At 64.0% G+C, this 22907-nt stretch carries 21 protein-coding genes; 17 read left to right on the top strand and 4 right to left on the bottom strand.

The genetic code is table 11. The annotated features are described in order from the left end of the window. The first annotated feature begins 116 nt into the window (after positions 1–116). Complete coding sequence (locus tag ACODRW_RS11950) at positions 117–1799, top strand: glycoside hydrolase family 9 protein (protein ID WP_488905833.1); 1683 nt, start codon at positions 117–119, stop codon at positions 1797–1799. A gap of 71 nt (positions 1800–1870) precedes the next feature. Here the strand turns inward: ACODRW_RS11950 and ACODRW_RS11945 are convergent, their stop codons facing one another. Beyond that, positions 1871–3190, bottom strand: coding sequence for a DEAD/DEAH box helicase (locus ACODRW_RS11945; protein WP_107799626.1), 1320 nt, complete (start codon positions 3188–3190; stop codon positions 1871–1873). Positions 3191–3709: 519 nt separating this feature from the next. On the opposite strand from ACODRW_RS11945, the gene ACODRW_RS11940 reads away from it, so the two are divergent. Next, on the top strand, positions 3710–5239 hold the full coding sequence (locus ACODRW_RS11940; protein ID WP_488905832.1) for an EAL domain-containing protein: 1530 nt from the start codon (positions 3710–3712) through the stop codon (positions 5237–5239). A 76-nt stretch (positions 5240–5315) separates the two neighbouring features. Next, positions 5316–6143: an AcrVA2 family anti-CRISPR protein gene (locus tag ACODRW_RS11935; protein WP_107799624.1), complete on the top strand. Its 828-nt coding sequence runs from the start codon at positions 5316–5318 to the stop codon at positions 6141–6143. A gap of 23 nt (positions 6144–6166) precedes the next feature. Here the strand turns inward: ACODRW_RS11935 and ACODRW_RS11930 are convergent, their stop codons facing one another. Beyond that, positions 6167–6964, bottom strand: coding sequence for a response regulator (locus tag ACODRW_RS11930; protein WP_107799623.1), 798 nt, complete (start codon positions 6962–6964; stop codon positions 6167–6169). A gap of 301 nt (positions 6965–7265) precedes the next feature. On the opposite strand from ACODRW_RS11930, the gene flgB reads away from it, so the two are divergent. The 11 genes from flgB (at position 7266) to flgL (ending at position 17482) form a co-directional block, all read left to right on the top strand. Then, the gene (flgB, locus tag ACODRW_RS11925; RefSeq protein ID WP_488905831.1) at positions 7266–7679 is read left to right on the top strand and encodes a flagellar basal body rod protein FlgB; all 414 of its coding nucleotides are present in this window, start codon (positions 7266–7268) and stop codon (positions 7677–7679) included. Beyond that, the gene (gene flgC, locus ACODRW_RS11920; protein ID WP_019102824.1) at positions 7679–8089 is read left to right on the top strand and encodes a flagellar basal body rod protein FlgC; all 411 of its coding nucleotides are present in this window, start codon (positions 7679–7681) and stop codon (positions 8087–8089) included. Before flgB ends, flgC begins: the two co-directional genes overlap by 1 nt. Positions 8090–8100: 11 nt before the next feature. Next, complete coding sequence (locus ACODRW_RS11915) at positions 8101–8811, top strand: flagellar hook assembly protein FlgD (protein ID WP_227107912.1); 711 nt, start codon at positions 8101–8103, stop codon at positions 8809–8811. Positions 8812–8847: 36 nt separating this feature from the next. Beyond that, a complete protein-coding gene (gene flgE, locus ACODRW_RS11910; RefSeq protein WP_235088229.1) occupies positions 8848–10092 on the top strand; it encodes a flagellar hook protein FlgE in 1245 nt (414 codons plus the stop codon). A gap of 17 nt (positions 10093–10109) precedes the next feature. Next, positions 10110–10853, top strand: a complete 744-nt coding sequence (locus ACODRW_RS11905; protein ID WP_107799621.1) for a flagellar basal body rod protein FlgF — start codon at positions 10110–10112, stop codon at positions 10851–10853. Positions 10854–10925: 72 nt separating this feature from the next. After that, positions 10926–11708: a flagellar basal-body rod protein FlgG gene (flgG, locus tag ACODRW_RS11900; protein ID WP_253314873.1), complete on the top strand. Its 783-nt coding sequence runs from the start codon at positions 10926–10928 to the stop codon at positions 11706–11708. A 58-nt stretch (positions 11709–11766) separates the two neighbouring features. Beyond that, a complete protein-coding gene (locus ACODRW_RS11895; RefSeq protein WP_107799619.1) occupies positions 11767–12447 on the top strand; it encodes a flagellar basal body L-ring protein FlgH in 681 nt (226 codons plus the stop codon). 80 nt (positions 12448–12527) lie between these two features. After that, positions 12528–13604 (top strand): flagellar basal body P-ring protein FlgI, encoded by a 1077-nt coding sequence (locus ACODRW_RS11890; protein WP_370445216.1) that lies wholly within the window; start codon positions 12528–12530, stop codon positions 13602–13604. Between the two features lie 94 nt (positions 13605–13698). After that, positions 13699–14685 carry a flagellar assembly peptidoglycan hydrolase FlgJ gene (gene flgJ, locus ACODRW_RS11885; protein WP_488905830.1) on the top strand — a complete coding sequence of 329 codons (987 nt, stop codon included), beginning with the start codon at positions 13699–13701 and terminating at the stop codon, positions 14683–14685. 81 nt (positions 14686–14766) lie between these two features. Then, positions 14767–16548 (top strand): flagellar hook-associated protein FlgK, encoded by a 1782-nt coding sequence (gene flgK, locus ACODRW_RS11880; RefSeq protein ID WP_488905829.1) that lies wholly within the window; start codon positions 14767–14769, stop codon positions 16546–16548. A gap of 10 nt (positions 16549–16558) precedes the next feature. Continuing rightward, complete coding sequence (flgL, locus tag ACODRW_RS11875) at positions 16559–17482, top strand: flagellar hook-associated protein FlgL (RefSeq protein WP_227107915.1); 924 nt, start codon at positions 16559–16561, stop codon at positions 17480–17482. A gap of 64 nt (positions 17483–17546) precedes the next feature. On the opposite strand, the gene ACODRW_RS11870 is transcribed toward flgL, so the two are convergent. Next, on the bottom strand, positions 17547–18572 hold the full coding sequence (locus ACODRW_RS11870) for a hypothetical protein (RefSeq protein ID WP_488905828.1): 1026 nt from the start codon (positions 18570–18572) through the stop codon (positions 17547–17549). 105 nt (positions 18573–18677) lie between these two features. After that, on the bottom strand, positions 18678–19427 hold the full coding sequence (locus ACODRW_RS11865) for an MgtC/SapB family protein (protein WP_227107917.1): 750 nt from the start codon (positions 19425–19427) through the stop codon (positions 18678–18680). A gap of 229 nt (positions 19428–19656) precedes the next feature. On the opposite strand from ACODRW_RS11865, the gene ACODRW_RS11860 reads away from it, so the two are divergent. From ACODRW_RS11860 to ACODRW_RS11850, 3 genes are all read left to right on the top strand, one after another. Continuing rightward, positions 19657–20688 (top strand): flagellin N-terminal helical domain-containing protein, encoded by a 1032-nt coding sequence (locus ACODRW_RS11860; RefSeq protein WP_488905827.1) that lies wholly within the window; start codon positions 19657–19659, stop codon positions 20686–20688. 207 nt (positions 20689–20895) lie between these two features. Beyond that, entirely contained in the window at positions 20896–21750 is an 855-nt protein-coding gene (locus ACODRW_RS11855; RefSeq protein WP_488905826.1) for a hypothetical protein, read from the top strand. A 25-nt stretch (positions 21751–21775) separates the two neighbouring features. After that, entirely contained in the window at positions 21776–22858 is a 1083-nt protein-coding gene (locus ACODRW_RS11850; RefSeq protein ID WP_253314878.1) for a type 1 periplasmic-binding domain-containing protein, read from the top strand. Positions 22859–22907 lie beyond the last annotated feature (49 nt).

The raw sequence follows: 22907 nt of genomic DNA, 5'->3' as shown, positions 1-22907 counted from the left end.
CGCGGGCGTCACGGCGAGATCTTTTTATGTCATTGGCTTGACCTGGCCATCGCGGCGCGTAAATATTGCCCATCATTAAAGCAAAACGCTTTATTTAATTGAACGGGGGCCGCGCCATGAAGATTCTGCTGAACCACATCGGTTTCGAACCGCAAGCGTCCAAGCTGGCCTTGTTGCAGGCGCCGGCCCAGGCCGCGCCGACGGCGCTGGTCTTGCTGGATGCCGAGGGGCGCGCCGCGACCGAAATTCCTTTGCAGCCGCAGGGCATGGCGGAGGGATGGCCGGAGTGGCATTACTGGCAGGCGGATTTCAGCGGCTGGACGCGGCCGGGCCGTTATCGGCTGTGGCTGCGGGACAGCGCGCCGCCGGTGATCAGCCATGAGTTCGAGGTGGGGCCGGGCTGCTTGGGCGGGCAGATGTTGTCCGACCTATTGCATTATTTCAAGTCGCAGCGCTGCAGCGGCCTTTACGACCAGGCGGATCGCGCGGCGCCGGAGTGGGGCGGCGAAGCGAGGCGGGACGTGCGCGGCGGCTGGTTCGACGCCTCCGGCGACTGTTCCAAATACCTGTCGCACCTGTCTTACGCCAACTTCATGAATCCGCAGCAGACGCCCTTGCTGGCTTGGGCGCTGATGGCCGGCCGCGAGGCGCTGCCGCCGCAGCCGCGCTGGTTCGACGAGCGCATGGTGGACGAGGCGCTGCACGGCGCGGACTTTCTGTTGCGGATGCAGCATTCGTCGGGGTTTTTCTATATGACGGTGTTCGACGGCTGGAGCAAGGCGCCGGAACAGCGCGAACTGTGCGCCTATTCCACTCAGCGCGGGCTCAAGTCGGGGCGTTTTCAAGCCGGCTTCCGCCAGGGCGGCGGCCTGGCGATCGCCGCGCTGGCGCGCGCGGCGGAATTGCCGCGCGACGGAGAGTTCGGCCGAGGCGATTATCTGGCCGCGGCGCGGCGCGGCTTCGCCCATCTGCAGCAATACAATGCGCGCTATCTGGACGACGGCAGCGAAAACCTCATCGACGACTATTGCGCCCTGCTGGCCGCTTGCGAGCTGTACGCGGCCAGCGGCGAGCCGGTGTTCGCCGACGCCGCCGACCGCCGCGCGCGGCGGATGTTGGCGTGGCAGGACGAGGCGGGCCGCTTCTGGATGGACGCGGAGCGCCGGCGCAGTTTTTTCCACGGCGCCGACGCCGGCTTGCCCTATCTCGCCTTGTTGCGCTTCGCCGCGGTGTTGCCGGCTTCGCCGTTGGCGAGCGCCGCGCGGCAGGCGGTCCGGCGGGGGCTGGGGGCCGAAATGGCGCTGACGGCGGCGGCGGGCAATCCTTTCGCCTATCCGCGGCAATGGGTGGCCCGCGACGGCGAGGAGGGCGCGGCGCGCTTTTTCATGCCGCAAACCAATGAAAGCGCTTATTGGTGGCAGGGAGAAAACGCGCGGCTGGCGTCGCTGGCCGCCGCGAGCTGCGCCTTGGCGGAGAGGGAGGAGGGGGACGCTCGCGCGGCGATGCTGAAGTACGCGCAGGGCGCGCTGGACTGGATTCTGGGGCGCAATCCCTTCGACGTTTGCATGCTGCAGGGCTGGGGTCGTAATAATCCGCGCTATGAGCCGGGCTATTACAACGCTTGCGGCGGGGTGTGCAATGGGATCACCGCCGCGCCGGGCGCGGACGAGGGCATCGCCTTCCTGAGCCCGGAACAGACCGATATCAGCCAGTCCTGGCGCTGGACCGAGCAATGGCTGCCGCACGGCGCCTGGCTGTTTCTGGCCCTGGCCTTGCGTGGGAGGGCGGACGGCGCTTGAAATGCGAAACGCCATCGGCAAGCCGATGGCGTTCTGTTTCAGCGGCCCCCGCTGCCGGGGGCGTCTGAGATTTACTGCTGCTGGGTGCTGCGCGGACCGCGATTGCCCTGATAGCCGCCTTCGCGGCGTTGGCCTTGGTAGCCGCCTTCGCGACGATTGCCGTAGCCGCCGCGACCGCCGCCGCTGCCCGGACGGCGATCACCGTAGCCGCCTTTGCCGCTGGTGTTGCGACGCGGGCCTTTCGGCGGGCGACGGGTGGGTTCCATGCCTTCGATCACGCCTTCGGTGATCTGACGCTTCAGGTACTGCTCGATGCGGCGCACTTTGTGGAATTCCTTGGACTCCGCCAGGGTGATGGCGGTGCCGTCGCGACCGGCGCGGCCGGTGCGGCCGATGCGGTGCACGTAGTCTTCAGCCTGTTTCGGCAGGTCGAAGTTCACCACATGGGTGATGGTGGGCACGTCGATGCCGCGTGCCGCCACGTCAGTGGCCACCAGAATCTTGATGCGGCCGCGACGCAGATCGTTCAGCGTACGGTTACGCCAGCTTTGCGGCATGTCGCCGTGCAGGCAGGCGGCGGAATAGCCCTGGTCGGACAGCTTGTCGGCCAGTTCTTCGGAGTAGGCTTTGGTGGCGGAGAAAATCACGCACTGGTCGAAGCCGGACTCTTTCAGGATGTGATCCAGCAGACGGTGTTTGTGGTTCAGGTCGTCAGCGTACAGCAGGTGCTCTTCGATGGTGCCGCCCGAGGTCTCGGTGCGGGCGATCTCGATGCGTTGCGGATCGCGGGTCATCTTCTCGGCCATGCGGCCCACGGTGCCGTCCAGCGTGGCGGAGAACAGCACGGTCTGGCGGGTTTCCGGAGTGGCTTTGACGATGGTCTCGATGTCTTCGATGAAGCCCATGTCCAGCATGCGGTCGGCTTCGTCCAGCACCAGCATTTCCAGGCGGGAGAAGTCGATGCGGCCGGAGCGCATGTGGTCCATCAGACGGCCGGGAGTGGCCACGATCAGGTCAACCGGACGCGACAGCGCGCGGGTCTGATAGCCGAAGGAGGAGCCGCCCACCAGACAGACGGTTTTCATCCAGCGCAGGTCCTTGCCGTATTCCAGCGCGTTCTTTTCCACTTGCTGGGCCAGTTCGCGGGTCGGGCACAACACCAGTACGCGCGGGCCCTGGCCTTTGCCGGTGGAGCGCTCGGACAGCTTGGTCAGCGCCGGCAGCAGGAAGGCTGCGGTCTTGCCGCTACCGGTTTGGGCGGAAACCAGCAGGTCGCGGCCGGCGATGGCTGCGGGCACGGCTTGAGCCTGTACTTCGGTAGGGGAAGAGTAACCAGCGGCTTCCAGCGCGCGCAGGATGGTCGGGGCAATGCCCAGGTCGGAAAAATGCATGATGTCCTTTCAAGCCGGAAACTGCCGGCGTCACTTGTAGCCAGGTTGGTGGCGGTCGGTTATACGGCGCCTTTAAGCCGTAAATCATCGGCACTAACCTGACAAGCGGCGAACAGCGGTCCAGTCTGATGCGACATTATAAGCGTGGACGAAGCCTGGAAATGGTCAGGGACGATGAAGCAATCTCACTCGGGCTGAGGCGTGGTTTGGAATGCCCGGTGGAAACACAAGAGGCCGGACTATACGGTAAATCAGGCGGGTTTACAACTGTTTTTTCAAAACATGCCGGCTAAGTATTTGATTGTTTGCCGCTTGCCGCGGCGATTTTGCAAAAAAACTGTCGGAATCCGCAAAGACGACCGACAGCCAGGCTTGGACCAAGCGACGTCCGCTTATGGAGATTTGCTGGCTTCTAACTACACTTCAACGATGACGGGCCACGCGTGAAACCTTCGTTGAGGGCTGGCAATGAGTGGAAAAAACAGATTCGCAAGCACGGACCGGGCTCACTCCTGGTTGATGTCCTGCTCCCCTGGCGCGGCCTATGCCGTTTGCGTCGCCTTGGCCCTGGCCTTGACTCTGGGCCTGGCGCTGGCGCTGACGGCGTGGCGCTTGCAGTCGCTGGCCGGGGAAAAGGCCGAACTGGTCGCCGGCCAGCTCACTTGGCAATTGTCGCCGGCGTTCGCCGCCTTGACGCGATTGGACACGCTGCCGCCGCCGGAGCCGGATTGCCGAGCCCAGACCCAGGCCTTGGCGGAATTGGTCCAGCGCACTTCGCTGGTGCGCTTCGCCCAGGCGCGCGGCGCCGGAGGCCTGCTATGCGCATCGCGGCGCGGCGCGGTTGCGGAGGCGGGCGGCGTGGAAGGCGGGGCGAGCCTGTTGCCGGCCGGCAGCGGACAGTTGTTGCCTGGTTTGCGGCTGGCGCATACGGCCGGAGTGCTGGAGCTGGACGCCGGCCCGCTGGTCGCGCAATTGGCCCTGGCCGAGCGCGAAGGCGTGAAAGTGAGCCTGCTGGCCGGAGGGCGGGCCTTGGCCGCCAACGGCGAGGTCAGAGAGCAGGGCCCGGGCGCGGGCGGCGAGGTGGCCTGGGTGCCGTCCGCGCCGGCGCGCATCGGCGTGTTGGCGGCGCCGCAATGGGGGGCGGCGCCCTTGCTGGTGCTGAAAACCCAGTGGCTGGCCTTGTTGCTGGCCGCGGCGCTGGGCTGCGGCATCGCCTGGGGCGCGCGCCGCGGTTCGGGCGGGCGCAAGGCGACGGGGTGGGAGATCTCCGAGGGCATTCGGCAAAAAGAGTTCTTCGCTCATTATCAGCCCATCGTCACCGCGGCCAGCGGCGAATGCGTCGGCGTGGAAGTGCTGGCGCGCTGGCGGCACCCGGTGCAGGGCAATGTGCGCTCCGAGCTATTCATCCAGACGGCGATCGAGGCCGGCTTGATCGTGTCGCTGACGCGCTACATGTTGCGGCGGGTGGCCGAGGAGTTGAAGCAGATCGTGCTGCCGCCCGGCTTTATGGTGGGGCTCAATATTTCCACCGAGCATCTGGCCTTGCCCGAATTGCTGGAGGATTGCCGGCCGCTGGTCAATCTATTGCGCGAGAAGCAGGCGCAACTGGTGCTGGAGGTGTCGGAGCGGGCGCCGCTGCAAGAGGCGTCCGGCGCGCAGAAGGTGATCAACGGTTTGCGGCAGATGGGGGTGAGGCTGGCGCTGGACGACTTTGGCGCCGGCTACGCCGACAAGACATATTTGAGCCGCTGGGGCTTTGATTATCTAAAGGTTGAAAAAGGCTATGTGTCCGCCTTGGGGCAGGATAGCCTGAAGGGCAATATTCTGGACGGCCTGCTCTTGTCCTCCAATGAAATGGGGGTGCAGGTGATCGTGAAAGGGGTGGAGACCCAGGGGCAGCAAAGCTATTTGAATGTGAAGGGCTTCGAGTATTTGCAGGGTTTTTACTTCGGCAAGCCGATGACCTTGAATCATTTCCGGCAGTGGCTGTATTCCGGCATCGCCGAAAGCCGTACCCGCCCCTCCGGCAAAAGGGAGGGCGGCGGCTGAAACCGGATCGCGGCTTGGGGCGACGGGGGCGCTTTGTTACAATGCGCCCTTTTTTGTTTCAGGAAAGGGGTAGGGAATGATGTATGCCGTGCAGCGTTATGCGGCCTCCCGTCCTTGGGCCAAGCGCGTCAGCCAGCTGTATGTTCAGGCTTTGCAGCCGTCCGCGGCGCGCAAGGACATGAAGGAAGTGATCAAGCGCGAACTGGAGCGCGCCGCCCAGGTGTTCGAAGTGGGGCAGCAGACCATTGTCGCCGAACTGGCTTTGGCAGAGTCCTGGGGCTGCTTCGCCCGCCATGGCCGCGTGATTTCCCATCTGGACGACGGCCTGGTGCAGGCCTTGGCCCACACCCGGCTGCCCTCGCAATTGCCGGATACGCTGAGCTTGCCGGCCGATGCCTTCTTTTTACATGTGCCGGGCGGCGGCGGGGCTTTCGTCTCGCATCAAGCGGAGCGCAGGGCCTTGCTGCTGACGCTGGTGGGCGAGGGCTTTTCTCGCGACGCCGCGCAATGGCTGCACGAGTCCGATGGGGTGGAGGCCTTGTTGGTCAGCTACCCGGGCGAACTGGCGCCGCAGATCGCGGCGGTGGCCGAGCGTTGGCAGGCCTTGTTGGCCGCGGTGCTCAACGGCCTGGCGATGATGACCCAGCCCAAACTGGAACGGGAGCAGGCCTGGCAGCCGGGCGCGCCGCAGCCATGGGTGGAGCAGGCCGGCGCGCCGGCTTGCGTCAAGACCCGGCAGCGCGGCCGCAGCCAATTGCTGAAAGCGGGTTTCAGCGAGGTGAGTTTCTGCCGTATTCCCGAGCTGGACGCCGCGCAGGCTTACGCGACCCAGGGTTACTGGCGGCGGCAGGCGTTTGGCGAAGCCAAGGCGAATTCGCGCCTGGTGTGGGTGGCGCCGAAATAAGAGCGGCGGCTTGGAGCCGGCTCTCAGTATTCCTGCAGCAGTTCGCGTATGGTGTCTCTGAGCTTGTTGGTGGAGAAGGGCTTGTCGCAGCAGGCCGAGACGCCGGCCGCCTCCACCTCGGCCAGCCGGTCGTGATCGGTCTCGCTGGTGATCATCAGGATGGGCGTTCGCCCCTGAGCGCTGTTCTGACGGATGTGGCGCGCCAGCTCGCAGCCGTCCATGCCGGGCATGTGGTAGTCGACGATGATCAGCTGGAAGCTTTCGTTTTCCAGCAAGGGCAGCGCGTCGGCGCCGCTGGCGGCCTCGGTGAAGTGTTCGAAGCCCAGGCGCTCCAGCACGGCGCGCACATGGCGGCGCGAGGTCTGGCTGTCGTCGACGATCAACACCTGAACGTTGGCCAGATCCGTGTCCACCTCCATGGCCAGGCTCTCGGTATTGATGAAGTCCAGCGCGTTGGCCAGCACCTCGTCCAGTTGGCCGCTGGTGAAGGGCTTGGGCAGAATGCCCAGGCTGCCGGCCTGGCGGATGGGCTCCAGCCGTTCCGGATTGGTTTCGCTTGAGACCAGAATGAAGGGCATGCCGCTGAGATCGGCGCTTTCGCGCATCTGCTGCAGCAACTGCTGGCCGGTCATATCGGGCAGATAGTAGGCGCTGATCACCAAGTCGGGGCGCGACTCGCGCGCGCGGTTGAGCAGCGCTTCGCCGTTGGGATGGATCTCCACTTTGGAGATGCCCATCTCGCCCAGCGCCTTGCTGATGATCTGCGCTTGCACATGCGACGGTTCCGCCAGCGAGATGATTAAATGTTGTACTTCCAGCATGCCTCTTCCCCCGCCTGTCTTCTCTATTTTCTCAAAGCCGCCCGCCAGCGCCGGCCAATGTCTGAGTGTCGGCGATTCCGGACGCGTCTTCAATGGTTCTTATGTTGGTTTGGCACGAATTGCGCGGTGCGGCAAGCAAAATCTGTCGCTTGGGCCGGAGGCGGCAAATCTTGCCGCTCATTGTTGCCGTTTGAGCCGTTGCGGCCGAGGGTTTGACGGATTGCCTAGAAAAATCAATGCGCTGGCGTGTCTGCATGGCTTGGCACGCTTCCTGCTTTAAGGTCGCCTCAAGGAGGCTGACATGCTAGACAAAATCGCCAAACATTTCGACTTTCAGCAGCGAGCGCTGAATTTGCGGGCCTATCGCACCGAGGTGCTGGCCAGCAATATCGCCAACGACGAAACCCCCAACTACAAAGCGGTGGATTTCGACTTCGGCCAGGCCTTGCAGGCGCAGACCGATGCGCAGGGTCGCTTGGCGATGAATCTGACCGATGCCCGCCACCTTGCCGGGGCCGGCGGCGCGGGCAACGGCGCCGCGCTGCAATACCGCGCGGCGGTGCAGCCCAGCGTGGACGGCAACACCGTGGACATGGATGTGGAGCGGGCGGCTTTCGCCGACAACGCGGTCCGCTTTCAGTCGACGCTGACTTTTCTGAACAAGCGGATCAGCGGCCTGAGTTCGGCGATCCAGGGACAGGGAGGCAATAGCTGATGTCTTTGTCCAATGTGTTTTCCATTTCCGGTTCGGCGATGTCGGCGCAATCGATGCGCCTCAGCCTGGTGGCCAGCAATATCGCCAACGCGGAAAGCTCGACCAGCTCCACCGGCGAGCCCTACAAAGGGCGTCACGCGGTGTTCACCGCGATTCCGGTGACGGCGGCGCAGCCGCAGGTGGCCGGCGTGCGCGTGACCGCGGTGGTCGAAGACCAGACCCCGCCGCGGCTCAAGTACGATCCGGGCAATCCGCTGGCCGATCAGCGCGGCTATGTGACGATGCCGAACGTGAATCCGGTGGAGGAGATGGCCGACATGATCGCCGCCTCCCGCGCCTATCAGAACAATGTCGAAATCATGAATACCGCCAAGACGCTGCAGCAAAAAGTGCTGCAGCTTGGCCAGTGAGGAGTTAGGCGATGGCTAGTGCAAATCCTTATGACGTGTTGAACAGTCAGACTCAGACCAATCCGAACAGCAGCGTCAACGGCAGCAAGAGCAATTCCGGCGTGGTGGGCTCCAGCGCCAGCGACATTCAGAACACCTTTCTGAAGCTGTTCGTGGCCCAGATGCGTTCCCAGGACCCGATGAATCCGATGGACAACAGCCAGATGACGGCCCAGATGGCGCAGATCAGCCAGGTGGGCGGCATTCAGCAGCTGAACCAGTCCATGCAGGCCTTGATCGGCGCGCAGGCGGCCTCCCAGTCGCTGATGGCGTCCAGCATGATAGGCAAAAAAGTGTTGGTGGCCGGCAGCAGCCTGCCCAAGCCGCCGGATGGCGGCACCACCCCGGCCGGCGTCTTGCTGAACGGGCCGGCGCAAACGGTGAAAGTCAACGTCAAGGACGCCAACGGCAATGTGGTTCGCACCATGACCATCGACAAGCCGGTGGCCGGCGTCAATACCTTCAGCTGGGACGGCAAGAACGACAAGGGCGAAGTGGTTCCGGCCGGCAAGTACAGCTTCAGCGCCGACGTGACCCAGGCCAGCGCCAACGGCAGCACCACGGCCGTGGCCTACAACACGCAAACGGTGACCGCGGTGGCGTGGGATAAAGGCGTTCCCGAACTGGTGCTGCCGGACGGCAGCCGCGCCCAATTGGGCGATGTGGCGCAGATGACCGCCTGATTCCACTGACCTCATTCGACTTCAAGGACTGACATCATGGGCTTTCAACAAGGTTTGAGCGGCTTGAACGCCGCCTCCACCCAGCTGGACACCATCGGCAACAACGTGGCCAACGCCAACACCGTGGGTTTCAAGAGTTCGCGCACCGAGTTCGCCGACATGTACGGCAACACCTTGTACGGCATCGCCACCACCACGCCGGGCATCGGCGTCAAGGTGGCCGCGGTGACGCAGAACATGAGCAACGGCAACGTGACCACCACGGGCCGCAGCCTGGACCTGGCGATCAACAACGGCGGCTTCTTCACCGTGGCCCAGCCGGACGGCACCTTGTCCTACACCCGCAACGGCCAGTTCCAGATCAACAATCAGGGTTACGTGGTCAACAACGGCAATTTCCTGCAGGGCTGGCAGGCGGACGCGGCAGGCAACATCACCCAGGGGCCGGTCAGCAAAATACAGCTGAACTCCAACCTGGTGTCGCCGCAGGCCACCACCAAGGCCACCCTCGGCATCAATCTGGATTCTCGCAGCACGGTGCCGACCGTTGCGCCGCTGGATCCGACCAATTCGGCCTCCTACAACTGGTCCAACACCAATACGGTTTACGACTCGCTGGGCAACCCGCACCAGGTGACCATGTACTATGTTGCCGGCGCGCCCACCGCCGCCGGCCGGACCTGGACCGCAACCGCCTATGTGGACGGCAACCCGGCCAATAACACGCCGCCCAACAGCAATAATTTTTCGCTGACCTTCAACACCTCCGGCGTGCTGACCACGCCCGGACCGTTCAACATCAACTTCACCCCCAGCCCGCTCAACGGCTCGGCGGTGCCGCAGACCGTGGCCTTCAGCTTCACCGGCTCCACCCAGGTGGGGCAGAACTTCGGCGTGACCACGCCGCCGACCATAGACGGCTCCGCGCCCGGCAATCTGAAGGGCATCAATATTTCGTCCTCCGGCATCATCCAGGCGACGTTCACCAACGGCCAGACCAAGACTATAGGCCAGGTCGCTTTGGCCAACTTCATCAACCCGCAAGGCTTGCAGTCCAAGGGCAACAATCTGTGGGCGCAGACCTACGATTCCGGCATCGCCTCCTACAATGCGCCCGGCACCGGCAATACCGGCACCATCCAGGCCGGCGCGGTGGAGGATTCCAACGTCGACCTGACCGCGGAACTGGTCAATATGATCACCGCGCAGCGCTATTACCAGGCCAATGCGCAGACCATCAAGACCCAGGACACCCTGGTGCAGACCTTGCTGAACATCTGATGAGCTGAGCGCGCGCGATGGATAGAATGCTTTACCTGGCGATGAACGGCGCCAAGCACGTGATGTGGCAGCAGGCCACCACCGCCAACAATCTGGCCAATGTGCACACCAACGGCTTCAAGGCCGACGTGGTGGCCTTCCGCGCCTTGCCGGTGGTGGGCGAGGGCGCGCCGACGCGGACCTATGTGGTGGACAACACCGTGGGCCACGATCTGAGCCAGGGCAGCTTGATGCACACCGGCAACGTCAGCGACTTCGCCATCGGCTCCAAGGGTTTCTTCGCGGTGCAGGCGCCGGACGGAGCCGAGGCCTATACCCGCGACGGCGGCTATGTGCTGGACGCCACCGGCATGATGCGCACCCGCTCCGGCCTGCCCATCATGGGCGACGGCGGTCCCATCGTGGTGCCGACCGGCTCCCGCGTGCAATTGGGCCAGGACGGCTCCGTGGTGGCGATTCCGCTGTCCGGCGCGGTGCGCACGCCGCAACTGGTCGGGCAGATCAAGATGGTCAACCCGGGCCCCAAAGAAGTGTACAAGGGCGAGGACGGCCTGTTCCGCATTAACGGCGGCGGCAACGCGGCCGCCGACGCCAACGTCAAGCTGGTGCCGGAAATGCTGGAGGCCAGCAATGTCAACTCGGTGGAAAGCCTGGTGCAGATGATTTCCCACGCCCGCCAGTACGACCTCAACGTCCGCCTGATGCAAACCGCGCAACAAGGCGATCAGCAGGCGGCTCAACTGTTGTCCACCAACGGTTAAACCATAATATGAGATTGCGAGCCGCGGCGGCCCTGTAAGGGAACGCGGCTCTGGAGACGAGGTAAACAAGCCATGATGCGCGCACTGTATATCGCCAAGACCGGCATGGATTCCAGCCAGTTCCAACTGGACGTGGTGTCCAACAACCTGGCCAACGTCAATACCGTCGGCTTCAAGCGTAGCCGGGGCATTTTCGAGGACTTGTATTACCAGACCCTGCGCCAGCCCGGCGCGCAGCTGGCCAACGGCAATACCACGCCCACCGGCTTGCAGGTGGGCACCGGCTCGGCGGCGGTGGCCACCGCCCGCATCCACTCCCAGGGCAATACGACCCAGACCGGGCAGCCGCTGGACATGGCGATCTCCGGCGAGGGCTTCTTCCGCATTCAATTGCCGGACGGGACCACCTCCTATACCCGCAACGGCGAGTTCAAGCGCAACTCCAACGGCGACGTGGTGAATCCGGACGGTTATCCGCTGAACCCCAATATCAATATTCCCGGCACCGCCAACCAGATCACGGTGTCCTCCGCCGGCGTGGTGCAGTACTTCTTGCCCAATAATCCGGCGGCGCAAACCGCGGGCACCATACAGCTGACCACCTTCATCAACCCGCAGGGTCTGGAGAGCGTGGGCAATAACCTGTATCTGCAATCCGCGTCCTCCGGCGATCCGCAGGACGGCGATCCGCAGACCGATACCCGCGGCGCGGTGCGTTCCGGCTTCGTAGAAGCGTCCAACGTCAACGTCACCGAGGAACTGGTCAATATGATCACCGCGCAGCGCGCCTTCGAGATGAACTCGCGCGCGATCACCACCGCGGACCAGATGCTGCAGAAATTGAGCCAGCTGTAAGCAAGAACGGGCCGCCGGCTGAGGCGGCCGATTCGGATTTGAATTGACGAGGTGTTTGATGAAGGCGATGGCGATGGCGGCGATGTTGGCCGCACTATTGAGCGCTTGCGTGACCCAGGAGCCGCCGCTGGTGCAGCAGCCGACCAGCGCGCGTCCGCAACCGCAGCCGGTCAGCATGCCCAGCAACGGCTCGATTTTCCAGGCGGCCAGCTACCGGCCGCTGTTTCAGGACCGGATGCCCGCTTATGTCGGCGACACCCTGACTGTGAACATCCAGGAAAACTCGTCGACCTCGGCTTCCGAGCAGACCACCAATACCCGCACCTCGGGCCTGAACAGCAGCATCAACGCCGGCATCAAGATTCCCTTCCTGCCCAGCGGCGCCGCCGGCGGTTTGGCCGGCGCCAATTTCGGCGGCTCGGGTTCGGCCAACAATACCGGCAAGGGCGACAACAAGGTGGCCACCTCCTTCGTCAGCTCCATCACCGTCACGGTGCTGGAGGTGTTGCCCAACGGCAATCTATCGGTCAGCGGCGAGAAAGTCGTGAGGGTGAACAGCGACACCGAATCGATCCGCCTGTCCGGCGTGATCAATCCGCGCGATATCGGCGCGGACCGCAGCGTGTCTTCGCTCAAGGTGGCGGACGCCCGCATCGAGCAGCAGACCAAGGGGACGCACCGGCTGTACAATGAGCCGGGTTGGCTGGCCAAGTTTTTCATGAGTATATTGCCGATTTAACGGATTACCGGCCCGGGCGCGGCCATCTGGCGGGCGCGGCGGGCTGAAAGCGGGCGAAAATGAAGCGATTGATGTTAGCGATGCTGCTGGCGCTGGCCGTGTTTCCGGCCATGGCCGCGCAGCGTTTGAAGGATCTGACCAATGTCGGCGGGGTACGTCCCAACCAGTTGATAGGCTACGGCCTGGTGGTGGGCCTGGACGGCAGCGGCGACAAGGTTACCTCCTCGCCCTTCACCGGCCAGGCGATGTCCAATATGCTGAATCAGCTGGGCGTGCAAGTGCCTCCGGGCACCAAGCTCGATCCCAAGAACATCGCCGCGGTCACGCTGACCGCGACCTTGCCGCCGTTCGCGCGGCAGGGGCAGGCGATAGACGTGACGGCCTCGTCTATCGGCGATGCCAAAAGCCTGCGCGGCGGCACCTTGCTGCTGTCTCCGCTGAAAGGCGCGGACGGGCAGATTTACGCGATGGCGCAGGGCAATGTGGTCGTCGGCGGCGCCGGCGCCTCGGCGGGCGGCAGCTCCGCCCAGATCAATCAGCTCAGCGTGGGCCGCATTCCGGCCGGCGCCACGGTGGAGCGCGAAGTGCCCACCGCGCTGGGGTCCGGCGAATTCGTCAATCTGGAACTGCGCGAGTCCGATTTCACCACCGCCAACCGCGTGGTGCAGGCGATCAACAAATCGTTCGGCCAGGGCACCGCGCGCGCGGTGGACGGCAGGCTGATCGAAGTGCGCGCGCCGTTCGATCCGGACCAGCGCGTGCAGTTTCTGTCCAAGATGGAAAATATTGCCGTCGACCCGGCAGATGTTTCCCCCACCGTCATCATCAACGCCCGCACCGGCTCCATCGTGATGAATCAGGCGGTGACCCTGGCGCCGTGCGCGGTGTCGCACGGCAACTTGACGGTGACCGTCAGCAACACGCCGCAAGTGAGCCAGCCCAACCCGCTGTCCGGCGGCAAGACCACGGTGACCAACCAGGCCGACATCAGCATCAACACCCCGGGCAGCAAGCTGATCAGCCTGCCCAACGGCGCCAATCTGTCCCGGGTGGTGGCGGCGTTGAACGCGCTGGGCGCCAACGCTCAGGATCTGATTTCCATCTTGCAGGCGATGAAATCCGCCGGCGCGTTGAAAGCGGATCTGCAGATTATCTGAGCGCCGCCAGGACGGCGAACAAAAAGACGGCCGCGCGGCCGTCTTTTTATTCCTGGCCCGAATCTTGCTATTAGCTGGATTCCAGGAGCGAGAAATGACGATTCAGTCCATCAATGCCGGCGCCGTGAGCGCCAACGATTTGCTAAACCGGCAGCTGGCCGTGGATCCGAACCAGCTGAACGAGCTGCGGGCGCAAGCGATCAAGGACCCCAAGGGCGCGGCGAGACAGGTTGCGTCGCAGTTCGAGGCCTTGTTGATGAGCACCTTGCTCAAGAGTATGCGCGAGACCAAGTTCGACCCGGAAGGCGAGTCCAACGATTTGAGCACCTACCAAGGCCTGTACGATCAGCAACTGACCCAGGCTTTGAGCTCCAACGGCGGCCTGGGGCTGGGCGATATGCTGTATCGCCAGATCGCCAAGCAGTCGAACTTCGATCCGGACGACAAGAGCGCGCGCACGATTTACGCCGCTCCCGGTCCGCAATTGGCCGCGCGTCCGGCCGGCGGCGCCAAGGCCCTGCAGGCCTACCAGGAAGCGCAGCAGACCGCCGGCGCGGTGTTGAGCTTGACGGCTCCGGCGGCTCAGACCAAGGCCGAGGCGGCCGGCAAGGGCGGCAGCCGCGACTTCGCCGCCGAAATGCTGCCGCATGCCCGCACGGCCGCGGCCCAGCTGGGCGTGGCGCCGGAAGCCGTGGTCGCGCACGCGGCGCTGGAAAGCGGCTGGGGCAAGCGGGCGATCCGCCATCCGGACGGCAGCAACAGCCATAATTTGTTCGGCATCAAGGCCAGCGGCGATTGGCAGGGACGCACGGTCAGCGTGATGACCACCGAATACGAGGGCGGCGTCGCGCAGAAGCGGGTGGAGAAATTCCGCGCCTACGGTTCTTATTCCGAGGCCTTCAGCGACTACGCCCGTTTGTTGAAGGATTCGCCGCGCTACAAGAGCGCGCTGAACCAGGGGCAGAATATGTACGGCTTCGCGCATGCGCTGCAATCCGGCGGCTACGCCACCGATCCGCGCTACGCGCGCAAGCTGGTGGACGTGGCGGCGACTTTGGCGCAGCAAACCACGCGCAGTTAAGGACAAGGCAGCGGCGGCCGAGCTTGCACTTCAGGGTCAAGTTTTGGCGCGCCGGGCCGATAAGGCAAAGAGAGGTAAATCATGAGCTCCAATATTTTCTCGATCGGCGTGAGCGGACTGAATGCGGCTCAAACGGCTTTGTCGGTAACCGGCAACAACATCGCCAATGTCTCCACGCCGGGGTACAACGTTCAATACATCACCCAGGCCGGCCGCACGCCGCAATATCAGGGCTTCGGCTTCCTGGGGCAGGGCGTGGACGTCACCAATGTGCTGCGCACCTATGACAAATTCCTGTCCGGCCAGGTGCAGACCGCGCAGACCAACAGCAGCTATTACAGCACCCAGGTCAAGCAGCTGAATCAGATCAACAATCTGATGGCGTCGACCGACGTGTCCATTCTGCCCGCCTTGCAGGATTTCTTCGGCGCGATGCAGACGCTGTCGCAGCAGCCGGACGCCATTCCCAGCCGGCAGACCGTGCTCAATATGGCCCAGGCGCTGAGCACCAAGTTCGCTACCGTCGACGGCCAACTGCAGCAACTGCAGTCCGGCGCCAACGGCCAAATCAAGAGCACGGTGGACAGCATCAACTCGTTGGCCTCGCAGATCGCCAGCCTCAACACCGAAATCGCCGCCTTGACCGGCGGCAATCAGCTGAGCGCGCAGCCCAACACGCTGATGGACCAGCGCGATCAGGCCATGCTGGAATTGAACAAGCTGGTCAGCGCCAAGGCCGTGCCGCAGGCGGACGGCACTTACTCGGTATACGTTGGCAACGGCCAGACCCTGGTGACCGGCGGTCAGACCAATACTCTGGCCACCCAGCCGCTGCCCAGCGATCCCACCACCTTGCAATTGGTGTTCAACAATCCCAACGGCACGGTGACGGCGATTCCGAACAATCTGATGTCCGGCGGCCAACTGGGCGGTTTGCTGAACTTCCGCGACGGCCCTTTGTTGCAGGCCCGGCAACAGCTGGGCACGATGGCGATCAACTTTTCCGCTTCGATCAATTATCAGAACCAGCTGGGCGTGGACAATACCGGCGCCGCCGGCCTGCCCATCTTCAACGATCTGAGCAGCTACGCCTCCAATCCGCAGAATGCGGCCAGCAATCTGCAAGTGCTGATGGGCGATCCCAATAAACTGGCCACCGCGTCCAATATGGTGTCCACCGGAGGCGCCGGCGGCAACGGCGTCACCATGAGCGGCGTGTGGGCCACCTTGCCGGGCGGTTACGCGGGCAGCATCAACAGCGTGCCGCCGGTCTTTCCCGGCACCGGCACGCATCCGTCCATCGGCATGACCGGGATGACCATCACCGCCGCGGGCACCCCGGCGACGATGACGGCCTCCATCGCCGGCCCCAACGGCGGCGGACCTTACAATGTGGTGCCGGTGGGCGGCGGCGCCAGCAATAGTTTCAAACTGCAGACCACGGCGGTGCCGCCGGTGGACGTGGGCGTCAGCTTTCAGCTGTCCGGCGCGCCGATCAACGGCCAGACCTTTACCGTGGGGCCGGCGCCGGCAGGGACCAAGCCGCCGCCGGGCGACAACACCAATTTGCGCGAGCTGCTGGCGCAGCAGAACCTCAAGCTGATGGGCAATCAGTCTTACGGTTCGTATTATTCGACGTTGGTGGCCTCGGTGGGCAACCAGACCAATACTGCGCAATTGCAGTCCGCGGCCATGCAGACTACTTTGAAGCAGACCACGGAAAGCCTGTCCAATGTCACCGGGGTGAGCCTGGATCAGGAGGCGGCCAATCTGATCAAGTACCAACAGTCCTATCAGGCGTGCAGCAAGGTGATACAGGTGGCGCAAACCACCTTCTCCAGCATTCTGAACCTGATGGGCTAAGGAGAGACCGATGCGTATCAGCTCCAACAATATTTATCAGTCAGGCCTGAACAATATGCAGAGCCTGCAGGCCAACATCTACAAGCTCACCATGCAGATCGACAATCAGCAAAGGGTGGTGACGCCGGCCGACGATCCGGTAGCCGCGGCGCGCATTCTGCTGATCAGCCAGTCGCAGGGACAGAACAGCCAGTACATCAACAACACCCAGGCGGTCAGTTCCTGGCTGTCGCTGTCGGAAACCGCGATCAAGAGTTCGTCGGACCTGATGGCCAGCATGAAGAGCCTGGCGATTTCCGCCGGCAGCGGCGCGTTGAGCCCAACCGAGCTGCAGGCGATCCAGAAGCAGCTGCAGGAAGGTATCACCGAGTTGACGACTTACGCCAACTCCACCGACGGCCGCGGCAATTATCTGTTCAGCGGCAACAAGACCGATACGCTGCCCTTCGCGGTCAGCTTGTCGGCGGTGCCGCCGGCTTCGTATCTGGGCGATACCGGCCAGCGCAGTGTGCAGATCAGCGCTTCGCAGCAGATGACGATTTCCGATCCGGGCAGCACGGTGTTCGGCACGCCCGGCGGCAGCGCCACCGCTGCCTTCGACGGCCTGATCCAGCTGAACACTCTGCTGGGCCAGAATCCCAAGCCCGCCAACTTCGGCACCCAGCTGAACAGCGCGATCAACGCCATCGATGCGGCTCAGCAGCAGATGTCGCTGTCTTTGGCGTCCATCGGCGCGCGCGGCCAGCAGAACGACAATATGCAGAATGTCGGGGGCAGCCTGAAACTGCAATACGCCAGCAGCATCGGTGATTTGCAGGATCTGGATATGCCGCAGGCGATATCGGACTTCACCTTGGCGCAGACTTCGTTGAAGTACAGCCAGCTGACCTATAACAAGGTGACTCAGCTTTCGCTGTTCAACTATATCTCCTAATCCGGCGTGCGCCGGACAAGACAAAGGCCGCGTAAGCGGCCTTTGTCGTTGGCGCGGGCCGGGTTCAGCCGTAGACGTCCACCTGGCTGATGCGGCCGGCGCGGCCGTCTTCGGTCAGGTAGACGCCGGAGCGACGAATATCGGCCTGGGACTGGTTGTCGGCGTTCTTGATGCTGAACGGGCTGTCCACGCTGGGCAGCAGGATGGCGCCGATGCCCAATTCCTTCAAGCCCATCAACTGGTCTTTGTCGCCGTCGCGGCCGGACCAGAGCTTCAATTGCGCGAACGCGGCGTCGCCGTCGTCCAGCACGCCGTCGCCGTTGCCGTCCAGCTTGGCCAGATCGGCGAAGCCGTTGCCCGATTGGGTGCCGAACAATTCCTTGCCGTCGTTGATCTTGCCGTCGCCGTTGCGGTCCAGGGCCAGCCAGCCGCCGTTGTTGATGAAGGGCAGCTGGCTTTGCTGGCCCTTGCTCTGCAGATCGAAGCTGACGCTGGCGCCGCTGAAGCTGCCGGCGTCGTTGCCCAGGCTGAGCATCAGCGGGTCGGTGGCCTTGCCGTTGCCAAACTGTATCGTGCTGCTGCTGTGGTATTCGAAGCTGCGGCTCATTTGCACGTCCAGCGCGAAATTGAATTCGCGTCCGTCCTGGGTCTTGATCGAGCCCTTGGCCGAAAACGCCAGGCTTTCGCTTTCCTGGTAGTCGACGGTCTGTTTGAACTCGCCGCCGGCGAGCGCTTGCTGCGACTGCGGGACAGAGGACTGGCCGGATCGCGCGGGGCGCGAGTCGGCGGATGGCTCGCCTTGGCCGTCGTCTCTTTGCAAAGTGCCGTCAACAACCTTGAACTTGACGCCCAGCACCTTTTCCAGAATGTCCTTGATCAGCCCCAGCATCGGCGTCATGCCATCGGCGAAGGCCTTGTCCTTGGCGCTGGCGTTGACGCCGTCGGAACTCAGGCTGACGTCGGAGGAGGGTTTGGCCGGGGGGGAGGACGGGGGCAACTGCACCCAGGTTCGGCTTTGTTGTTGAACGCTGAGACTTTGGCTGAAGCTGTATTGGCTGCTCATCGACAGCGCCATGGACGCGACTCGCATTGCAGACTCCGGAACAGGAAGTGTAGGTGAACTGATATCGTCAATCCGGAGGGAAACTTGATGGCGTGGAAACACCTAGCCGGCGGGCCGGCCGGGCGATAGGCCTTAATTGCGCGCGGGCTGGATGCTGAGGGTTTCGATATGGTCGATCTGCATGATTTCGCGCGACAGATCCACGACATTGATCAGGTCGCGGCGGTTTTGCGCGGAGACCAGAAAGCTCCACTCGGTGGCGTCCGGGCCGGCGTTCAGCGCGATGCTGTCCTCGTGCAGGCGCACGCCGAAGCGGAGCAGGCCGGCGCTAAGCGTCTGCACCGTCCATTGGTATTCCGGCTTGAAGCGGATGACGATGAACAGGCTGAAGCGGCGCGGCAAGCGGTTCTCCATCTGATTGATGGAGAGCATGCACAGAACGCACAGCAAGGTGATGGCGATGGCCGCGGCGTAGAAGCCTACGCCGACGAGGATGCCGATCACCGAGGACATCCAGATCGAGGCGGCCGAGGTCAGGCCGCTGATGCTCAGCCCTTCCTTCATGATCATGCCGGCGCCGAGGAAGCCGACGCCGGTCAGCACGCCCTGGGCCACACGGGTCATGTCGCCGTGGGTCATGTCGGGATAGAGGCCGCCGTACCAGTAGCCGGAGTAACCGACGATGCTGATGGCCGCGGCGGAGGCCATGGACACCAGGCCGTAGGTGCGCATGCCGGCGGCGCGGCCGTTGAACCAGCGCTCGTAACCCACCAGACAACCCAGCAACAGGCCGCCCAATAGGTTCAGCGTGATCAGCAGATTCACTTCCCACTTGGGGGTGGACCAGTACTGGCCGATCAGTTCGGAAAAGGATAGTGCCATGCGGGCTCCTGCGGCGCTTTGAAACGGCGAACGGACCGACGATAGCAAGTTGCGAGGCCGGCGGCTACTGGCTTGAGGGCGCGGCATGCTAAGGGGCGAGGAGGCGAGGCAAGACGGCGATGTGATTTTTCACGTTCCGGGCGGGCTTAAGTTTGCCAGTAGACGGCCGCCTTGTGATGGTGACGGCAGCAATGCCGGACCAACCAACCTGACTTCTGGAGCAAAAGCTATGCTGAGCCTGCACACCAATATCGCCGCACTGAACACCAAGTCCAACCTGACCGGCACCCAAACCGCGCTGTCCACCTCGATGACCCGTCTGGGCACCGGCTTCCGCATCAACTCCGCAATGGACGACGCCGCCGGCCTGCAGATCGCTACCCGTCTGGACGCGCAAAGCCGCGGTATGCAAGTGGCGATGAAAAACGCGCAGAACGGCATCTCCATGCTGCAAACCGCCGAAGGCGCGCTGAACGAAGTGTCCAACATCCTGCAGCGCATGAAGGACCTGTCCACCGAAGGCGCCAACGCCACCTCCACCAAAGCCGACAAGAGCGCGATGCAGTCCGAATTCGCCGAACTGGGCAAGGAACTGACCAACATCATGAAGAACACCTCCTTCGGCGGCGAGAAACTGCTGCAAGGCGGCAAGCTGACCGATGAGATGAAGTTCCAGATCGGCGCGTCGGCCGACGAATCCATGACGGTGAACATGAAGGATGGCATGACCGCGCTGAACAATGCGCTGGGCAGCGTTTCCAAGACCTTCTTCAAAGATGACACCGCCGGCACTGACTACGCCTCCGCCGTCAAGACCGCTACCGATGCGATGCCGGCTCTGGTGACCGCGACCGACGCCGCCAAAGCCGCTTACGACGCCGCTCCGACCGATGGCACCAAGAAAACCGCTTACGAAACCGCGCTGAAGGCTCAGCAAGACGGCCAAGCCGCGCTGGACAAAGCCGCCAAGGGCGACGAAATCGGCAAAACCGACACCATCAACACCATCCAGGCCGCTCTGGATTCGGTAGGTTCGGTTCGCTCCTCCCTGGGCGCCAACGCCAACCGTCTGGACCACGTGAACAACAACCTGGCCAACGTGAACAACAACACCCTGGCCGCCAAAGGCCGCATCATGGACACCGACTACGCCAACGAAAGCGCCAGCATGACTTCCAAGCAAATGCTGATGCAAGCCGGCACTTCCATGCTGAAGCAAAGCGGCAGCATGAGCAGCCTGGCGATGTCCCTGCTGCAGTAATCGCGATTCAGCGTCGATCCGGCGCGAATCTGGAGCCAGCTGCGTACGCGGCTGGCTTTTTTGCGTCATGCGAGCGGACTTTTGTGAAGGGGCAAGGCGATTTCAATCAGAGCGATCACGGCGGCGACCCCGGTTACGCCGAGCGCGCCGATCTCGAACGGCGCGCAGCCGGGCGCGGAACTGACGCCGGGCCGGCAGTGGGAAGCGGTGCTGAGCCGCACCGCGGACGGCCGTCCGCTGTTGAGCGGCGACGGCGTCCAGCTGGCCCTGCCGACATGGCCGCAAGGCCTGGCGGAGCTGACGCCGGGAACGGTGTTGAAAGTACTGGTGCTGGCCACGCAGCCGCGGCTGGAACTGTCGCTGTTGATGGAAAAGCCGGATGGCGACAGCGGCGGCGAAGCGCCGGCGCGGGCCTGGCAGCTGGAGCAGGCCGCGATGCCGAAGTTGGCGAGGCCTCAGCCGGCCGCCGCCGAATTGGCGCAGTCCTGGCGGCAGGCTTTGCTGGGACGCTTGACCCAGGCCGCGGCCCAGTTCCAGCAGGCGGGCGGCAGCCATCTGCCGGGCGCCTTGTTGCAGCAGTTGCCGGAGCTGGCTCTGGCCGGCCTCAGGCAGGCCGCCGGCGAGCCGCCCTTGCCGCTGATTCTGCCGTTCTGGCTGTGGGGCGGTCCGGCGCTGACCTTGAGCGTAGAGGACGCGCTGGAGCGCGAGTCCGAGCCGGAACGGGACGAGCTGGACCTGCTGCTGTGGCTGACGGCGCCGGGAATCGGCGCATTCTGCCTGCGCATCCGCCGCGTGGCGGCCGGGGTGGCGCTGGCCTTTGTGGCCGAGGCCGAGGTGTGCCGGGCTCTGCGTCGGCGCCTGCCGGAGATTGAGGCCGCGGCGGAGCGAGGCGGCGGCAGGCTCGCCGCTTGTTTGATCGGCGAGCGCATGCCGTGGAGCGGCTTGGCGATCAGCCGGCACGGAGCAACGGGTTTGCAGGCGCAGCGTCTGTCGCCGCTGCTGTTTGCGGTGGCGGCGGAAGTGGCCGGCCAGTTGCTGGCGGGAGACGGCGCGCCGCTTTGAGCCGGCCGTGGTCTATAGTGGGTCCATGTTGCGCCTTCTCATACTGCTTCTGTGCCTGCTGAGCGTGGAGCCGGTCGCCGCCGATCCGGCGGCCAAGGGCGTCGGCGCGCCGCCAGCCCGGGATAATCCGGCGCGAGAGTGGACCGAGTGGGACGGCCCCGTCAGCGGGCCCGCGGCGCAGCCTGGCCGCAGCGTCTGGTTTTTGGCGTCGGACTTGCGCAACGGCGGCGTGGTCGGGGTTTACCGGGGCCTGGCCGAGGCGGGGCGTTTGCTGGGCTGGCGCGTGACGCTGCTGGATGGGCAGGGGCAGCGGAATTCCTTGCTCCAGTTTCTGGAGCGCGCGCAACGGGAGCGGCCGGCCGCCGTGGCTTTGGGCGGTTTCGACGCCCAGGAATTCCAGCCGCAGATTCAAGGCCTGCACGCGCTGGGCGTGCCCGTGCTCGGCTGGCATGCCGGAGACAAGCCCGGCCCGGTGCCCGGACTGCTGTTCACCAATATTTCCACCAGCCCCTTGGCCGCGGCGCAAGCCGCCGCCGATTACATCGCGGCCAGCAGCCGCGGCCCGGTTGGCGTGGTGCTGTTCACCGACAGCCGTTTCGCCATCGCCACCGCCAAAACCCGGCAGGCGGTGCGGCAGCTGCAGACGTGCCGGCGCTGCAAGGTGCTGGCGGTGGAAGACATCTCGCTGGCTCAGGTCCAGCAGCTGTTGCCGGCGCGGGTGGCGGAACTGTATCGGCGCCACGGCAAGGCCTGGACCCACAGCATAGGCATCAACGATCTGTATTACGACTCCATCGGTTATCCGCTGGGCAAGCTGAACGCCTCCGTCGTCAATATTTCGCTGGGCGACGGCTCGCTGAGCGCGATGAGGCGGATTCGGGCGGGCCTGATGCAGGAGGCGACCATCGCCGAGCCTTTGCACTTGCATGGCTGGCAGATGGCCGATGAGCTGAACCGCGCCTTTGCCCGCCAGCCGCCCAGCCTGTACGTCACCCAGCCGCATCTCTTGGTCAAACAGACGATACGCGACAGTTATCTGAGCATCGGCTACGATCCGGCCAACGGCTACCGCCGCGCCTACGCGGCCATCTGGTTCCCGCGGCATTGATTTGCCGCGCGACGCGTGCTTAACTGGCGCTCAATCCACGCATCGTCAT

The organism is Chromobacterium sp. FG89 (genome assembly GCF_057808735.1).
The sequence above is the reverse complement of the archived record's forward strand: the minus strand, read 5'-3'. Positions and strand labels throughout refer to the sequence as shown.

Excerpts from the sequence above, each read along its gene's own strand:
- ACODRW_RS11950 (WP_488905833.1), top strand. The coding sequence starts at position 117 with ATGAAGATTCTGCTGAACCACATCGGTTTCGAACCGCAAGCGTCCAAG.
- ACODRW_RS11945 (WP_107799626.1), bottom strand. The coding sequence starts at position 3,190 with ATGCATTTTTCCGACCTGGGCATTGCCCCGACCATCCTGCGCGCGCTG.
- ACODRW_RS11940 (WP_488905832.1), top strand. The coding sequence starts at position 3,710 with ATGTCCTGCTCCCCTGGCGCGGCCTATGCCGTTTGCGTCGCCTTGGCC.
- ACODRW_RS11935 (WP_107799624.1), top strand. The coding sequence starts at position 5,316 with ATGATGTATGCCGTGCAGCGTTATGCGGCCTCCCGTCCTTGGGCCAAG.
- ACODRW_RS11930 (WP_107799623.1), bottom strand. The coding sequence starts at position 6,964 with ATGCTGGAAGTACAACATTTAATCATCTCGCTGGCGGAACCGTCGCAT.
- flgB (WP_488905831.1), top strand. The coding sequence starts at position 7,266 with ATGCTAGACAAAATCGCCAAACATTTCGACTTTCAGCAGCGAGCGCTG.
- flgC (WP_019102824.1), top strand. The coding sequence starts at position 7,679 with ATGTCTTTGTCCAATGTGTTTTCCATTTCCGGTTCGGCGATGTCGGCG.
- ACODRW_RS11915 (WP_227107912.1), top strand. The coding sequence starts at position 8,101 with ATGGCTAGTGCAAATCCTTATGACGTGTTGAACAGTCAGACTCAGACC.
- flgE (WP_235088229.1), top strand. The coding sequence starts at position 8,848 with ATGGGCTTTCAACAAGGTTTGAGCGGCTTGAACGCCGCCTCCACCCAG.
- ACODRW_RS11905 (WP_107799621.1), top strand. The coding sequence starts at position 10,110 with ATGGATAGAATGCTTTACCTGGCGATGAACGGCGCCAAGCACGTGATG.
- flgG (WP_253314873.1), top strand. The coding sequence starts at position 10,926 with ATGATGCGCGCACTGTATATCGCCAAGACCGGCATGGATTCCAGCCAG.
- ACODRW_RS11895 (WP_107799619.1), top strand. The coding sequence starts at position 11,767 with ATGAAGGCGATGGCGATGGCGGCGATGTTGGCCGCACTATTGAGCGCT.
- ACODRW_RS11890 (WP_370445216.1), top strand. The coding sequence starts at position 12,528 with ATGCTGCTGGCGCTGGCCGTGTTTCCGGCCATGGCCGCGCAGCGTTTG.
- flgJ (WP_488905830.1), top strand. The coding sequence starts at position 13,699 with ATGACGATTCAGTCCATCAATGCCGGCGCCGTGAGCGCCAACGATTTG.
- flgK (WP_488905829.1), top strand. The coding sequence starts at position 14,767 with ATGAGCTCCAATATTTTCTCGATCGGCGTGAGCGGACTGAATGCGGCT.
- flgL (WP_227107915.1), top strand. The coding sequence starts at position 16,559 with ATGCGTATCAGCTCCAACAATATTTATCAGTCAGGCCTGAACAATATG.
- ACODRW_RS11870 (WP_488905828.1), bottom strand. The coding sequence starts at position 18,572 with ATGCGAGTCGCGTCCATGGCGCTGTCGATGAGCAGCCAATACAGCTTC.
- ACODRW_RS11865 (WP_227107917.1), bottom strand. The coding sequence starts at position 19,427 with ATGGCACTATCCTTTTCCGAACTGATCGGCCAGTACTGGTCCACCCCC.
- ACODRW_RS11860 (WP_488905827.1), top strand. The coding sequence starts at position 19,657 with ATGCTGAGCCTGCACACCAATATCGCCGCACTGAACACCAAGTCCAAC.
- ACODRW_RS11850 (WP_253314878.1), top strand. The coding sequence starts at position 21,776 with ATGTTGCGCCTTCTCATACTGCTTCTGTGCCTGCTGAGCGTGGAGCCG.